The sequence below is a fragment of the Rhizobium sp. WW22 genome (assembly GCF_047041135.1).
GTDB lineage: Bacteria > Pseudomonadota > Alphaproteobacteria > Rhizobiales > Rhizobiaceae > Rhizobium.
This window is the reverse complement of record NZ_CP178198.1, coordinates 2,674,136-2,689,247: the sequence shown is the minus strand read 5'-3', so window position 1 is coordinate 2,689,247 and position 15,112 is coordinate 2,674,136. Positions and strand designations below refer to the sequence as shown.

The window sequence follows — 15,112 nt, the reverse complement described above, 5'->3', positions numbered from 1 at the left end:
TAAGTGTTGGTACCATTGGGCATCAAGGAAAAGCCTATGAAACTGCGCTTTCGATGGATATCAATTGTTCACGCCACCAGTAGACTGTTTGTCTGAACATTTCGAAGGCGTCATAGCCGTCCTCGAACTCGAGAGCTGCTAGCTGCCCATCAGTTGAAATTATTCGTAGATCCGCTTTAAGTTGTCGCAACCTTGCATCATTCCGCCACCACATGCCTGTTTGTAAAGCCGCGTGGCAATGGTAGAATCCTGCGGCATGCCTTGCCCAAGTTCGTATATTGCACCAAGATTGTTACAGCCCGCCATGCTTCCACCGTCACATGCCTGTTTGTAGAGCTGTGCGGCGACGGCATAATTTTGTAGTATACCTCTTCCGGTGTAATACATCTGCCCAAGATTGTTGCAACCTCGCATCGCTTTACCATCGCAAGCCAGTTTGTAAAACCGCGCAGCAGTGGCGTAGTCCTGTGGCATGCCTCTGCCGTTCTCGGAGAATACTCCAAGGTTGAAGCAACTTTGCATCTCTCCGCCATTACACGCCTTTGTGTATAGCGATACCGCCGTACCGTAATCTTGCAGCACGCCCTTACCATCCGCGTACATGATCCCAAGTCCTCCGCAACCTGTCATCTCTCCGCTATCACAGGCTCTTTGAAAAAGCCGTGCGGCGATGGCGTAGTTCTGTGGTACCCCGTTGCCCCTCGCGTACATAAGCCCAAGCTCTACACATTCTGTTTTAATTCCGTTGTCACAGAGCCTCTTCTCTAGCTCGGCTTCGATGTTTGCCGAATTCTGTCCGGCGAAAGCTACGTCAGGAATCCAGAACAGCAATAGCAACGGCAGGAGCGCGCAGCGAAGAGTGCGGTGCAAAATGGGTGAGGCAACCTGAAACATTGCAAAGCTCCCGGACTTAGAAGGAATTTATTCTGCCGCGCGGACTGCAGCCTGTTCACACATCAGATTATCATTTTCTCCTTCGTTCGCGGAAGGGAAGATGACGATCTCCTGGGCTGCGTCAAAATAAAGGGCTGGTTCTAAGACGCCGTTTGCCAATTAACCTGACGAAATATCAAATCGTTCCGAGTGTCGTGTTTTACAGCCCCATTGATCTCAAACAGCTTTTTGAATGGGGATGGGCGAATTTTACAGCTAAGCCTTTGTGCTAAAGACAATAAGTCGAGTTTCCCAAGCTGATGCTCTCTCAATAGGATGAACGGTTTAATTGGATATAGGAAGCAGCTCACCAATGGCGCGCCCGATTCGTGGATTGTCCATGACGGCAGCAAATATAGCGACCGCGCTCTTCTGACACGAGGCGCTGTATTTACGATATACCTCAGTTCGATCTTGCGGGCCGTATTCGCTTTTTGCCGCCAGGTATTTTGAATACGCGGCGTCAAAGCCAGAATCCAACTTCATGTCGGTAATTTCCAAGAGGTATATCATGGCCTGCCGCGCCTGATCTTCCCTGAGCCAGAACGCAGCATATCTCCAATTCTGCTTGGCCTTTGAAAATAGACGATCAAAATCGGCAGGGATCGAGGCGCCCTGTTTGGAAGCCGCTTGGTCTGCTAACGCGCTAAATTGCTCGCAGATAGCAAAAGTGCTCTCCATGGCCTGTTCAACTAAGTGATTTTTGTCTGAGGACGTGAGGGCTTCGGTCATTCCGGCGGTTTGCCTTGCCGACATATAAAGTGCGGCGCATGAGACGATAAGGGCCGCAAAAGCCACTCGATCAACATCCTTTGCAGCGGATCGGAACCTTCTCCATATATTACGCATTTGCTTGCCGCCTTCTAAAACGATAAGGCGAATTTATTTGAGCGTTTTGCAACTGTCCACAAACCCTCTAGCTCGCACTCCAGAACTTTCCGCGAACATTGTGCGCGGATTCTGCGCGGATATGCTGCGCAATTCACGCTATGTTCTGTGCGTTTGGATAAGGTTAGGAGCGGCTATGTCTGGGAATGTAAAAGATAACTGTTTGAAAAATCTTGGAGAAACTGGTGCTGCTAGAGAGATTTGAATTTCCTCAAGCCAGCCATTAATTTCATGAAAATCAATGATTTATGTTCGTCTGCGTTGCGCCAGATGTAGCAGAGTGCTGTAGCAGTTGCAACCGCGGTTTGACCATAGTCTCGCCGACGCAATGTCGGCCTAGCCAATGGAAAGGTCGAAATGTATTCGGCAGTAAAGTTCGAGGCGGCATCATTTAGAATGCTTCGCGCGGACTCCCCCCGTGCCCCCCCCCGGGTTCGCTTATCCAAGGGGGCGCGAGCGGCGTACATCGCGTTCTCCAAGTTCTGCCGTTCGTTATTTAGGACAACACAATCAGAGCTTGGTCTAGCGGGTATCAAGTGCAATCGTCAGACTGACATGGCGGTCAACGCCAAAATCGCAAAAAGCGTAGTTACCAGGATTGTGACGCGATATGCAGTTTTTCGTGCGAGCATTCTGGAAAAGATGAGGTCCGACGGCAATGTCTTTTCAATGACCCACAGTATTCCGACACCTATTAGCACGCCTGCATAGGCGGAGAGGGCGGGCGTCGCAAAGAGGGAATTAGCTGGCCAGATCGATGTATACTTGGCCATAAGAACAGCTAGCAAGACAGCGAAGATGAAATCCGCTGCCGCATCCGACCAAAATGATTTCTTGGGATTAGTGTCTTCGGTGATTTTGGCGGTCTCTGTCCCTCTCAATACCCTTTGAGCAGCGTAACAGGTGAGTAGAGATAGTGCGATGCAAAGAAATGCGTAAAAGACGTAAAGCATTGAACCCTCAAATGTATTTTCAATGACGCGTTTTTTGCACGCATTCCTATAACGTCCGATAAATAGTGTCGTTAAAATTGTCTCCAGGCCGGATCGTCACGATATGCAGGAAATTTGCGCGACGGTCTCAAATTGTATACCTCGGATATGCATTAGTTTGCTCAAGGTTGTCGGCGCCCCACATATGTCTCCGTCGATGGTATCGAAACACCTTTGCCATGAGAAACGAACCCCTCGACTTCACGACATTGGCTCCTCTCCGACCGCAACTCGCGGGTACCCATTTCAATCTTATTCTGACAGCACTTGCCGAATACGGCGTGAAACCCACTCGGAGTCACATGGGTCCGAAGTGTAGGGTGCTTAAGGGCGCGTTTGTTTTCATCGCAGAAATTCTAGGTGGCATCATGAAGGTTAGCCGCGCGGCATCACCCCGTGGCCCCGTCGCCGCCTATCGAACGAGGTCGATCCGAGTAGGCGACCGATGCTTCGTTACGAAGTCTGCTGGCAAATCAATTTACTGAAATTGCTAATTTTTACATGCACAACGAACGTTGATGTTAGATAATTTCTGATGTAGACCTCTCTTTGCGGGCACAAGGGGGCAGAGTGACAAGGGTGAAGTACGTTCGATACACACGAGTTTCTACGGCGCGGCAAGGTGAGAGCGGCTTGGGTCTAGAGGCGCAGAACCTCGACATAGACGTCTATCTCCAGAACTACAGCGATGTACCCTACGAGGTCATCGGGTGCTTTCAGGACATCGAAAGTGGCGCCAATGACGATCGCCCAGAACTCCAGAAAGCGCTCGATCAATGCCGGAAGACGGGTGCGACGCTCCTCGTGGCGAAGCTTGATAGATTGAGTCGCAAGGTCGCTCGCATTGCCACGTTGATGGAAGACAGGCGGGTAAAGTTTGCCGTCGCAAACCTACCAAGAGCGGACAAGGCGATGTTGCACATGTATGCAGTGATGGCGGAGATGGAACGGGATTTCATCTCGGCTCGTACCAAGGCGGCATTGGCAGTCGCCAGGAAACGAGGCAGTCGGCTAGGTGGTCTGCGCGACAAGACGATGAAACGCAATGAGGCCGTTCAAAACAAGGCAGCAGCGGAGGCGCGGAAGCTCATGGGAACCATTGGCCCCATGCGGGACGGCGGGGCGACCCTAACGCAGATCGCGTCTGCACTCGACGCAAGTGGCGTGAAGACGTCGCGAGGCGGAACGTGGACGGCAACTCAGGTGTCGAGGGTGATCGCGAGGGGATTGAAGTAGGCCTGAGATGGCTCCCGGCTCATTTTAAATTCTCCCAAATTGGGAAAAATTATTATCGCGGGCATCTTTGAAGCTCTTGATTTCGTTCGGCGCCGGACAAGATTTAGCGTCTTGCGTATCTACTAACTACATGTTTTATTTATATTTTTTACTTGACCAGGATGTTCCCGCGAGACATATATGTCCTTGCCTGATGGTCTGGGGATAAAACCCTGGCGCAGGGGCCGGTAATGGCTCCGTAGAGCGGAAACAAAACACTAAATCGGGTACGGTCGAATGATCGTAAGCAATGGCAAGGCGAGCGGCAGGTGGCCGGAACGTTGAACCGAGCGGTGAGGGATTGGCAGGGAAGTGACCCGAGCCCCCTGGGATGCACCGACGGACGACCACAGTTGCAAGACATGACCTCATAGATCATCGAGACTGCTCAACTAAGTCCTGCCCCCGTGCCTCAGGGTCCAGGTACGGTTTCGGCCATGCAGTATGCTGCATGAACAGAGCGAGAAGACACCTCTCTCTGCCACGACCTATTTCCCAAACGAGATCATCAACACAAATGACAATCTGCAAGGCCTATGGCTGCACCACGCAGACCAATGGCTTCAGCTCCCTATGCGAGCGCCATAAGAGAACCAAAGCCCGCCATGGTCATCCTCATCAGGCCGGCGTGAAGAAATCGGACCTCAAACCATACCTCAAGGAGATCGACATATACCTGACTACTGTGTCAGCCGCCAACGCTGATGACATCATGAACGATATTTGGAGCCGAACGGTAGCCAAGGCTCAGGCGTGCGTCGACGGTTCAGACCGAGGGGTTCCGGTCAACGTGCATGAACTCCAGGCATCTAGATCAATCCTTTCGCTATCCAAAGAGACCAATAGCCGTACCGTATGCAGGCTCTTGATGGCCATGGGCTTCTGGTACGAAGACGACCAGCGCCGTTGGAAATACGATGAAGGCTTCCGCTTCCAGACTGTGCGGATGTTGCTGCGCCTCAACCCACGAGAGGCCGCCTACAAATGGTCGGCAACGGGCCTCGCCCGCACGGTCTACCGGGAAATACCACCAAGAACCATAAGGGCACTTTGGTCGATCATCGAGGATACCAAGCTTACCGGCTACGGCGTAGAGATCGCCCGTCGCAAGGCGCGAGCCTTGGAAGTTGCACGACAGAAAGCCAGAGCCGAGCGCGATGCCATCCTTGGACCAGAGCAGACCGGAGGTGCAGCATGAAGGTCCACCGGACACGCGACGAGTATGCCCTAATGCGTAAAGCTGCGGCGGTGGTGCGGCGGAAGCAAGCAAACAGGATCGACAAGGCAATACGAGCCGCACTCGACAAAGAAGAGCGGAGGGAGGAACGCGCTGCACGACGGTTGCAGGAAGCGGCCCAAGCACTTATGGCAAGCTCCCAAGCCCTACAAAACGCGGTGGAGGCGCTGCATAGTGATCGCCACTGAGATCACGCATGCGGGAAGCGATCGGGCACTGATTGTCAGACATCTCGAAATTGCCCGCAGTAACGATGATGCACCTGCCAACACCTTGCTCAGGGATACTTGGCACGAGTCATGTAGTTCCGATCACGACTGGCGTGTGCGACTAGGGACAGAGGTCGTCAACGCGGCAACGGGCGAAGTTACCGTCGTACCGGGTCCCGTCTCGTACCGGGGCGGAGACCTGACGATGGGCCAACTGGCCAAGCAGCTTGGGATGGGACCACGGAAAGCCCGCGCCGTCCTTGTAGACCTTGGCATCCTCCATGGGGAGACGGAGGTCAAGATGGTGTCAATGGTCTCCGATCCGAGGCAGGCAAAGCCAGAGTATTCAAGCCGTCTTAGGCTGTCCGAATGGGCCGTGAAGATGCGCTACGGTCGCCGGGTGACGGCTGGTAAGGGCTACGACCTGGATTGGGTTACTCCGACAGGGCGAGCCTACGTCAACGAGATGCTTGCCATGATTGCGACGCCGAGGGAACCACCGAAGAAGGAACCTAAGGCAGTCGAGGTTATCGGCCAGTTGCTCGCCGACGATCCCACGCTGCGGCAGGTGGACATTGTCCGGTTGACAGGGTTTTCGAAGATGACCGTGCACCGAAACCTGCGGCTTATGGGCAAAAGGTAACATCGAACCGTCCTTCCGCCATATACACCATAGTGGACACAGGTGGCCTGAACACCTCCGGAACATCGAACCGGACACCATCCTAACGATGGATAACCCGGAACGGGACTGAGACCAACCCCACCGGGCAGACCTCAACAACCCCGTAACGCCATCGTAACGATGACCGACGTGGAGAAGGCCCCCGGCCCTAGAGACCAATCCTTCAAACATCGACCAAGGATGTAGAGGCAACGCTTACATCCACCGTAACATAGCTTCTCTGCGCCCTTGGTCTGTTCATAGGTGAAGGGCTTCGCCCGTTCTGATCGGGGTGGTCCCTCACGCGGTGAATATCTGAGCATCGACGCTGGAGCCACTGAGGCCAACCTTAGAGTGTGACTTCAACCAACCAGCGTTCCATCCAATTCGATGGCAATTCCGCCTTCAGACAACACCCCGTTATAGAAAATATCGGAGAAAGAAAGCGAGATGGATAGTTTCGTCCTATCTGGAATGGCTGCATTTACAACGCTGTTCGAAACGACACGCTATTTGGTTCAGAGCAACTCAACTTGCAAAATCATCAGTGACATTCAATCGGGCGGCCCGGGCACTGAGGGGCCGCTATCCTACTGGTCGCAAAGGGGACGAAGGCTACTAAGCGGCTCTCCCGTAGTTAACGTTGAAGCCTCGTCTTTACCCAATCATAAAGTAGAGCATCGACAACAAGCGGAGCGACCGTCAACCTCGGCACCCAGACGTTCAACGATATCCTCGAAGGACTGACTCTGCCGTTTCACGGGATATAGTTTGTCCAGGAGCGAGATCGAACCGTCGAATAGCCCTCTCCAGCACTCGTTTACAGTCTATGAACAAGTTTCTGGGCGTAAGCGTGGTGGTATTCTCGATGATAAAGGCGATGGCCTCATTCGAAAATGGATAAAACTGCCCATTGTATTCGCTGTTTTCCGTTCGGAAGAAATTCAACTGAGTCCTTAAGAACGAAACTGCGTCACCATCGGCCAGCATTGGCACTTCGATATACGGTCTGGTCATACGTCGAAGAAGATGCTGTGGCATGATGGCTTCAATAAGAGCCGTCGCTGCTGAAAAGCTCATGATCAGGCCAAACCGATACGGAAGTCCATTGATCAGCTCCCGGAGACCGGTGAAAACGAGTTCACTTTCGGATGCCTTCGCTTCCGCTAACACTTCGCATTCATCTATAAACAGATAGATAGATTCCAAAATACGGATATTTGGTCGCAATTCTGAGGTTAAAACCCGGAAGAAATCGGACAAGACCTTTGCCGCTATAAAGTCGGAGTCTATCTTTCCCTCGTATCCGTCCTCGTCGCTTTTATCGACGCCTGAGAGAACTTCAAATATGTTTGATCCCTCCTCAGCGCCATTGACCAGCATTTTGATCATGGGCCGATCATCGAGCGGTAGATTACTCACTGCTTGATCAAAGAACGACGATTTGTTCTTCAGGTCGGCCATTCCGGCCTTTGTGGCTAAATCGATAGTTATTTCGTCGAGGTGGGCTTTCATCTGACCGCAATAGCTCTTGATCTGCTCGCGACCGATTATCTTTATGATGTATTTGTAGAGTTCTAAAAAGTTGAGTTTGTTTGCTACACGTGGACGTTCGAGATAAAGGGCAAGCGAATTATATTCAGCCTTGTCTTCCACAATCTGAGTTTTCAGATATCGTAAAGCATGACTCTTTCCTGCGCCGTATTCGCCGTGCAAAACGACGAATTCACTAATCCCGATGTCGCGAGCACGTATTCCTTTTATCAAGTCGATAAGGTCAAGCCTCAAATCTTCATGGCCGGCCCAATTGTGCACCGGCCCATCAGGGACGATAGGAAATGGGTCTTGGGTGAGATCGAATTCTTCAAGCTTCATTTGTGTTCCTTATCCCCTTCTGGTTGTCCCCTTGCCACCCAAGCGTTGTAGCTGAGTGCGCCGGTCTGAGCCATCCGCGCGATTTCAACATGACAAGGGCTCGCATCACCGACACCCTCCATTTCCGTTACCAACTCATGATTCCGCTCAAAGCCACCCAGTGTGAAGTTCGCCGAACCGACGAAAGTCCGAAAGAATCCGACCTCATATTCGAAGTGATACATCTTTGCGTGAAGATAAGGTTTAGCTCGGATAAATATCTCAACTCCCTGAGCGGCCAGAAGTTTTGCCATTTCTTTTGTCATTGCTTGGGCATCAGTTCCCGGCGGCCGGGTAATGATGTGAATGCTCTTTGTTCCTCTGACATTGAGAAACCGGCAAAAACCGGCAACGTCGCCAAAAGGCGAGGGCAGCTTGTCAAAAAAGGGCGAGCAGATGACAGCATGAGAAATCGCGGGGCTCATCGAAGATATAAATCGATTCTTGAACTCGCGAGTGTGATAAAGATTCTGAAAGGTAATCCGTCCAAACTTACTTGTTGCCATCGTTAAACTCAGCTTTAAGTCGGTAAAAGCCGACTTGCCCCCTATGTGCTGAAAAACGTTCTATCAGACCTCTCTTAACGGAAAATAGTCTTTGTATTACTGTTTCCCACGGGTAGAGGCGTTTATCTCGATAAGATCTGTAATGGATATACTCAATCGGAAGCTTCAAGGACGCTTGACTCGCATGGACAAGCTTTGCGTAAGGGAAGCCTCTGATCATAATCTCTGCGATGTCATCGAGTATCGATTCTATCTCCTCTTCAGAGGCTATCGGGTTACCGCCAGAGAGGTTGAACGTATCTTCGAAGGGGCCGCCCTTGCGCACTGCGGGAGCTAACTGGAGAGTCTCTTCAACGCCCTCGAGAGGGCCAAGCCAAAAGTAAGGTGAGCACGGCACTAGCGCCTTTATTACAGCTCTGCCAAAATCAGTAACTTTCTTGTTTTCGTCACGCATCCCAAGATAATAAAGCCACCCCTGTCTTGGAGTTGCATGATGCCTTGCAGTGTTGCGACTTGGGATTTCTATTTTGTGGGCAGCGCCAATACCTTTGCCAAGCTTCAGCCACGTAATCTGCCGAACGATCCGATCAAGTAATACTTTTTCCGGGATTGCCTCCGCCAGCCACCGCATCCGCCGCTCGCGCAAATCCTCTTGAAAGGATATGAAAGACGAGTGCAGATCAGCGCTATCTTGAGGGCCGTCATATAGGAGGATGGGCGTTAAATAATCGGCATCAGCTAAGAGAACGACTTTGGTGGCGAAGTAGGTAAAGAACTTATCGTTACCGAGATGCCGCGCCCCGAGAAGGGATCGACCATATTCAGTTGGCGCGAGACGCTGAAGGCGTGCATCCCTGGAAGAAACAGTTTCAATCAGCCGCATTGACTGGGCAAAATTGGTGATTTCAGCAAGATATGCTTCGGATGACTCCTCGTTGTCGTTGGCGCGAAGGTGTGCAATCACTTCCTCCTTGTAAGCAGACGGATTGTCGCTGAAGACGTCCAATACCGAGAATATTCTCGCTAGGTCGTATGCGCCGCTTGTGTAACCAATCTGCCGCGACAGGGCGTGCGCAAGTTCCTTCTCTGCATCGGCCCGTCCCCCGAGAAACATCACTTCGGCGTTGCTCCGCCGTGGGCGCTCACACGGGGACGTATCTTCGCAACGAATGCTCGGCTGCTGGAGCCGTCGGCGATGATCGCTTCGCCCGGCCCCAAACTGCGAATTACATCCGTTAGCGAGGCGGCTTTTTGATTGTCGACATCATAGTCAACCGTGGTTCGCGTGGGCATCCGCGCAGTCGCGGCCGTGAGGTCCGCGTCAAATCCAAGCATGTGAGTAATTGTTAAATCGACTTGGCTCATGAGCTTCGAGTTAACCGCTGAAGGTTGTTGTGTCGCAAAGACTAGGGATAGGCCGGCATCTCTCCCTCGCTTCACGTAGTCGATCAACGGCTCGGTTGCTGCTGTATAGCCGTCTGACGGAACAAGGACGTGTGCTTCATCCAGAACAAGCCAGAGCCTATTAGTCAATTCACCGTCGCGATCCACTTGAACCTGCGATGTTCTCATGGCGACTTTGCGAGCTTGTTGGATTCGCCCCATTCTGTCGGCGACAAGACGAGATATGACACCGACTACTAGGCCTCGAACTGCTTCGGGCAGATTCCGCATCAGAATCACCGAAAGTCGTCCGGGAATGAGCAGCTCGTCCACAGATACACCTTGGGAAGCGATTACAGATGTATTAGCCAAACTTTCTAAGCGCCATCTTAGAGCGTCTAAAGTTGCCTGTTGGAATGATGATAGGGGTCCGTTCGGAATGCAGCGTACTGCAAGTTCCGCTGGGGGTTTGGGGCCATCAATCCCTAGTAGGGTTAGCAGGGCTTGGCCCATGGCGCTAAACCGTTCCAAATCTAGAATCGCCAACCAGTCTCCAAGGTTTAGTTGACCCGGGGCCAACGAGAATTGTTCCGCATGGGGAACCTGAGTGTCACTCCCTGCAGGAACGAAAACCCGAACGCCCGAGACGGCGGCAGGTACCAGACCCCAGCGCCGAAGCTCGGACATCTGCCCCTGATCAGCGTCAATATCCGCTTTTGGCTCATACCTCAGGGTCCAAAATTGATCCTGAACGTCGAATACTATGGCTGCATCTCGCGTATCAGCATTCCGAGTAAGTTCTTCATTAAGAAAAATCCCTTCGAGGAAGACCCCCAAATCAAAACTTTTCCCGCTTCCGCGGCTTCCGAAAATACCCACAACGTGGGGGAAGCTTACGTCACAAAAAACATTGTGGTCCAGCAAGTTGCTTGACTTCCCTTGTTCAAGCACCTTCCCGATCATAGCCGTTCGCCGACGGTCCTCGCTACGAATCCCCACAAAAAGCTGCTTGTCGCGGGGTTCAACAGAAAAGCCATTAGGTGAACGAGTCTGAAATCGAGTTGAGTTAAAGACCTTTGTGTACTTCATCTCTTGCCTTGAAATTTGTCACGGGCTTGTCCCCACGGCGAAGCAAAATTGTCTGATTAACATCACCAAGCGGAAGAATTCGGTCGTAGGTGGCAGTTGCTACCACTACTGCAACGTTTAATTCTTTCGCCAACTGACGAACGCCTTTGGAGACGGCGATGGCTGTATATCTATCCAAAGGCTCGCAGAAATTGTCAATGAGAAGAACTTCTGGGTTGTTTAAGAATGCTAGGGCAATTTGAAGACGATATTGTTGCCCTGAACTCAGGCTTTCAACTGGTCTGACAAACATCTGCGGTTCTGCGAGACCACATTTTGCGGCAAGTCGGATGAAATCTTCGAGGCTTGCTCGACCTCGTAACGCGATAGGAACGCTCCCTTCTGGAAGAGCTGGTAGCTCTCCGACCTTAGCCCTGTGATCTACCTCACCTGATATTAGTAGGCTGGCAGAGTCAGTATCATACAAATCCACTGCGTGCCCCTGAAGAAGTGACGATAGAGCATTGAGTAATAGAGATTTCCCCGAACCGCTTGCTCCACAAACTAAGGTGACTTCTCCTGAGGTTAACTGCAGGTCGAGCTTTTGCACGACGGTTGATTTTAAGTCCGACCCGACGAAACCGAACGCATCTTGGAGAAGCCTTGCGTCTGAGGTTTGTGCCATCTTAGCAATGGCTCTGACCTCTACCCCCTCAAATTTCCACTGCCTAGTACGACCAATTGCCAATTTAGGGGCGGGTAAGCCGTGGAGGAATTTGCGTCGAATATCAATATAAGCCGTTGCGCAGGGGGTTAAACCCGACACGAAAGAAGGTTTGGGCCTACGATTCAGACGGTGGAGCGCTTCCCACATGTCTTGGTCCAGTACGGCCGCGTCATGTCGAAGTGTGCTGATAACGTCATGCAGTGATTGGTTCTTGGCCTCCAGATACTTCAACAATGTTTTCGCATAAGCGCGTTGTAACGTCATGATGCCGCCGCCGCCCTGTGGCATACCTTTGGTACCGAGATCTGATCGCGATTTGCGGATCAGATACGTCATATCTTTTGCGAGGCGGTGTTCGTTGCCTTCAGTTTCGCCCATTAGAGCAAATGACGGGTCCACGAATTTGTAGTACCGCAACATGTCGGCTGTGATTTCAAGAAATCGAGGGCGATAGCCTCCGAAATGCCAACGGGAGGCGGCGTATTCCCGAGCCGCTGCGGTGAAGTGTTTTGCTATCCCGAGGCCCCTGATTTCGGGATGAATGACGAATCGAGAGATCCTGCATATGATGTTGGAAAACTTCTTAGTCGCTGCGCGATCCCATGACTTCCAATGCGGCCCGCCGGGTTCGCCATAAGGAAAGTCGAAGAAGCGCTTTCGGGCAGTGTTTGCGATCATGCTGGAAGAGATTTCGATAAAACCGAGCACTGATGGCAAATCCCATTGATCAGACGTGCCAATCAAAGGAACGGTCCGGCCAATGCCGCCGCCGCCTCGGTAGTGAAATTTCCGCAGTTCATCATACAGAGCCAATTCCTCTGCCGTCTCTATCTCTTTGAAGGTGATAGTGGTTCGCGCGTTTGGCATCTCTAGCTGAAATTGACATGACCACGCCTTGCCAATCTCCAAGAACCGATTTTCGTTTTTTACCCAAACTAGAGTAGAGTCGCCATCGACGACTATATAGTCCTCGGTGCCTGCTGGAAAGAACCGCCGCATCGTCAGGCGCTGGCCGTCGGCGAGCTTCAAAATAGACTTATCATCCTTTATCATCCGACTGACAATTCGGATGCCCGGAGAAGCCTGATTGTGGTCGACGCTGTACGAAATGATCAAATCCTCAAGTAACCGTAGAAACGCTCCCAAGATACATCGAAGAAGGTGTGAGCGCCAGGAGCAAGTACCCGCCTCATGGAACTTTATCCGGCAGCGAGCTTCTAGGACACCAAACGATCGAACGATATTTCGACCGTTCCAACTTGGCCTTCAATAACGGTCGGCATCGATCTGATTGTACCGTAATAGCGCGGCACCACACCAATATCTGAAGTGGCTTGGGTCCTCGGGCCGGTTTAACCAGAAGATCGCCCGGGAGTGACCTCATAGGATTAGGTAACGCGCGGGTCAATTCCGGTTCTTTGCCCCTATCTCGCGTATATCTGTCATCAGAGCGCGAACCGAGATTTTCCAAGGCTACGAAAGTATAGGTAGCATCAGTCAAATTTATAATAATCTAAGATTGCAATTTCAGTTTCGAGCTGTTATCAAGTGAGATAAGTCTAGGCCGCTATAGTGTAGTTTTTCCATCTCCTCTTTCAGCAACTGAAGTCCAAAGAGCCCGTGGCCATATCGCCCCGCCATTCCTTGCTGGGCATGACCTTGCAGTGCGTTGGTGAAATCGAGCGGAATGCGACTGTTGCGGCAGGCGTCCTCGAACGAATGGCGGAAGCTGTGGAAGGCATTTTTGTCATGCTTGACGCCCAGCGCCTTCAGCGTGTTGCCAAATTTCGTCGAATAAGCAGTCGAATAGGTGCCGTCCGAAGCCTTGGGCATTTCCGGAAATATCCGCTTCTGCTTCTGCTGCCGCTGCTGCTCTACGAACCGCAAGAAGCCAATGTCCTTGAGGGCCTTGTGGATGGGAACGCGCCGCCGCGAACCACTGTTCTTAACGTTCAGGCCTTCGCCCTCGTCGGTGACCTCAAGGTAGGCGATGCCGCCTTCCACCTTTACATCCTCAGTGCGCAACTGGATGATTTCGCCAGACCGGCATCCCGTGAAGAGGCCGACCAAAGGAACCCAATAGACGCCTTGGTCACTTGGGACGAGGTCGCCGGGAGTATTGTGATAGCGGACGCTCTTACAGCCTGTGTAGATTGGAGAGCGGAAGATCGTCGAGAGTTCGTCGGGGGTGAATGGATGACGCTCGTCGCGAGCCTTGCCGCTGATCTTGATGTTCAACCCGTCGAAGGGATTGCTCGGAACATCGTCATAATTGGATTTGGACCAATTCCAGAACGCACGGAGGAAGCCGAGCACCTTGTTAACGTTCTTGCCAGCCATAGGCATTAGCTTCATTTCGGCTGCTCGCTTGGCCGCCTCCTTCATCGATAGTTTCTCAAAGCCCTTCGTTTTCGTCCAGTTAGGCGGGAGCGACAGTAGTGCTGCCTTGAACTCGCGGGCATCTCCCTTCGTATAGTCGCCCATCGGCTTGTCGCCGGCCATCTCAATGAAGCGTCCCGTCCACAGCCGGTTCGCCTCAGTAGTCTTAGGTGTCCAGCCGCCGTTGGCTCGGGTCTTCTCGGTAACCCAGGCTTCCATGATCTTGGATGCGTGAGGGCGCGTGTCGATTGGGTCTGCCTTGGGCATGACCGGTGTTTCTATGGGTGTCCCCTCGTTCCGTTGCCGTTTGGCGGTCGCCGCGCGGACGCTAGCGCTTAGGATTGCTCGGACGAGCTTCGGCCAGCTTGGAGAGGCCGGGTCGAGCCGCAAGTCGACATTGTCCCATGTGAGTACCTCGACAGCTTCAGCCTGCGCAAAGATTGAAGGTCTGCCTCGTGCGAGATCGAACCTGTTCACTTCATCCATGTCTTCGATCAGTTCCGCGTATCTATCGAAGTCCCGATCATTGAGACCGTCAAGGCGAACCTCGCCATCTTCGTCCAGCAGGTGGGCAAAATAGACGTCCTCGACATGCTTGATTTGGGCGTCAGACAATTCTGCCAGTGCGGGTTCCAATTGTCGGGCCAATAGCTGCCGATGCTCGTCAAACCGGTCGTCAACTTCCGCTGAGGCTTTCCGAAGCTTCTTTAGTGCCTCTTGGTAGTCTCGGGTCTCCAGAGAGAACGTTTCCTCCGTCTTGGGATAGGACTTCTTGATGTTACGCGGGATCGAACATCTGAACCAATAGACGTTTCCGCGTTTGATGAGGCGAGGGGGCAATGGCATGTCGTTCATGGCTCCGCTGTAGCAGTGTGCTGGAGCAAACGAAACTGTAACCCATTGATTTTCTGGTAAGTCCTTGAAGAAAAACAAGGAA

At 52.2% G+C, this 15,112-nt stretch carries 12 protein-coding genes; 3 read left to right on the top strand and 9 right to left on the bottom strand.

Annotated features, from left to right (window positions below; genetic code table 11):
- Positions 1-159: 159 nt before the first annotated feature.
- The 3 genes from ACK83U_RS13300 to ACK83U_RS13290 form a co-directional block, all read right to left on the bottom strand.
- Entirely contained in the window at positions 160-894 is a 735-nt protein-coding gene (locus tag ACK83U_RS13300) for a tetratricopeptide repeat protein (RefSeq protein ID WP_112602975.1), read from the bottom strand.
- A gap of 324 nt (positions 895-1,218) precedes the next feature.
- Positions 1,219-1,731, bottom strand: a complete 513-nt coding sequence (locus tag ACK83U_RS13295; protein WP_112602973.1) for a hypothetical protein — start codon at positions 1,729-1,731, stop codon at positions 1,219-1,221.
- 635 nt (positions 1,732-2,366) lie between these two features.
- Positions 2,367-2,774 (bottom strand): hypothetical protein, encoded by a 408-nt coding sequence (locus tag ACK83U_RS13290; protein WP_412474629.1) that lies wholly within the window; start codon positions 2,772-2,774, stop codon positions 2,367-2,369.
- 672 nt (positions 2,775-3,446) lie between these two features.
- On the opposite strand from ACK83U_RS13290, the gene ACK83U_RS13285 reads away from it, so the two are divergent.
- From ACK83U_RS13285 to ACK83U_RS13275, 3 genes are all read left to right on the top strand, one after another.
- Positions 3,447-4,049 carry a recombinase family protein gene (locus ACK83U_RS13285; RefSeq protein WP_412474628.1) on the top strand — a complete coding sequence of 201 codons (603 nt, stop codon included), beginning with the start codon at positions 3,447-3,449 and terminating at the stop codon, positions 4,047-4,049.
- 556 nt (positions 4,050-4,605) lie between these two features.
- Positions 4,606-5,286: a hypothetical protein gene (locus ACK83U_RS13280; protein WP_412474627.1), complete on the top strand. Its 681-nt coding sequence runs from the start codon at positions 4,606-4,608 to the stop codon at positions 5,284-5,286.
- A gap of 453 nt (positions 5,287-5,739) precedes the next feature.
- Positions 5,740-6,177, top strand: coding sequence for a hypothetical protein (locus tag ACK83U_RS13275; RefSeq protein ID WP_412474626.1), 438 nt, complete (start codon positions 5,740-5,742; stop codon positions 6,175-6,177).
- A 744-nt stretch (positions 6,178-6,921) separates the two neighbouring features.
- Here ACK83U_RS13275 and ACK83U_RS13270 read toward each other — a convergent pair.
- From ACK83U_RS13270 to ACK83U_RS13245, 6 genes are all read right to left on the bottom strand, one after another.
- Positions 6,922-8,073 carry a hypothetical protein gene (locus ACK83U_RS13270; protein ID WP_412474625.1) on the bottom strand — a complete coding sequence of 384 codons (1,152 nt, stop codon included), beginning with the start codon at positions 8,071-8,073 and terminating at the stop codon, positions 6,922-6,924.
- On the bottom strand, positions 8,070-8,618 hold the full coding sequence (locus ACK83U_RS13265) for a phospholipase D family protein (RefSeq protein ID WP_412474624.1): 549 nt from the start codon (positions 8,616-8,618) through the stop codon (positions 8,070-8,072). Before ACK83U_RS13265 ends, ACK83U_RS13270 begins: the two co-directional genes overlap by 4 nt.
- Positions 8,605-9,732, bottom strand: a complete 1,128-nt coding sequence (locus ACK83U_RS13260; protein ID WP_412474623.1) for a hypothetical protein — start codon at positions 9,730-9,732, stop codon at positions 8,605-8,607. Before ACK83U_RS13260 ends, ACK83U_RS13265 begins: the two co-directional genes overlap by 14 nt.
- A complete protein-coding gene (locus ACK83U_RS13255) occupies positions 9,732-11,090 on the bottom strand; it encodes an ATP-binding protein (protein WP_412474622.1) in 1,359 nt (452 codons plus the stop codon). The genes ACK83U_RS13260 and ACK83U_RS13255 overlap by 1 nt, the downstream gene beginning before the upstream one ends.
- Positions 11,068-12,849, bottom strand: a complete 1,782-nt coding sequence (locus ACK83U_RS13250; protein ID WP_412474621.1) for an ATP-binding cassette domain-containing protein — start codon at positions 12,847-12,849, stop codon at positions 11,068-11,070. Before ACK83U_RS13250 ends, ACK83U_RS13255 begins: the two co-directional genes overlap by 23 nt.
- Positions 12,850-13,323: 474 nt before the next feature.
- Complete coding sequence (locus ACK83U_RS13245) at positions 13,324-15,108, bottom strand: DUF6538 domain-containing protein (RefSeq protein WP_412474620.1); 1,785 nt, start codon at positions 15,106-15,108, stop codon at positions 13,324-13,326.
- Positions 15,109-15,112 lie beyond the last annotated feature (4 nt).

Coding starts and splice junctions, on each gene's coding strand:
- ACK83U_RS13260 (WP_412474623.1), bottom strand. CDS start 9,732: ATGTTTCTCGGGGGACGGGCCGATGCAGAGAAGGAACTTGCGCACGCC.
- ACK83U_RS13300 (WP_112602975.1), bottom strand. CDS start 894: ATGTTTCAGGTTGCCTCACCCATTTTGCACCGCACTCTTCGCTGCGCG.
- ACK83U_RS13255 (WP_412474622.1), bottom strand. CDS start 11,090: ATGAAGTACACAAAGGTCTTTAACTCAACTCGATTTCAGACTCGTTCA.
- ACK83U_RS13265 (WP_412474624.1), bottom strand. CDS start 8,618: ATGGCAACAAGTAAGTTTGGACGGATTACCTTTCAGAATCTTTATCAC.
- ACK83U_RS13290 (WP_412474629.1), bottom strand. CDS start 2,774: ATGCTTTACGTCTTTTACGCATTTCTTTGCATCGCACTATCTCTACTC.
- ACK83U_RS13270 (WP_412474625.1), bottom strand. CDS start 8,073: ATGAAGCTTGAAGAATTCGATCTCACCCAAGACCCATTTCCTATCGTC.
- ACK83U_RS13250 (WP_412474621.1), bottom strand. CDS start 12,849: ATGATAAAGGATGATAAGTCTATTTTGAAGCTCGCCGACGGCCAGCGC.
- ACK83U_RS13280 (WP_412474627.1), top strand. CDS start 4,606: ATGACAATCTGCAAGGCCTATGGCTGCACCACGCAGACCAATGGCTTC.
- ACK83U_RS13275 (WP_412474626.1), top strand. CDS start 5,740: ATGGGCCAACTGGCCAAGCAGCTTGGGATGGGACCACGGAAAGCCCGC.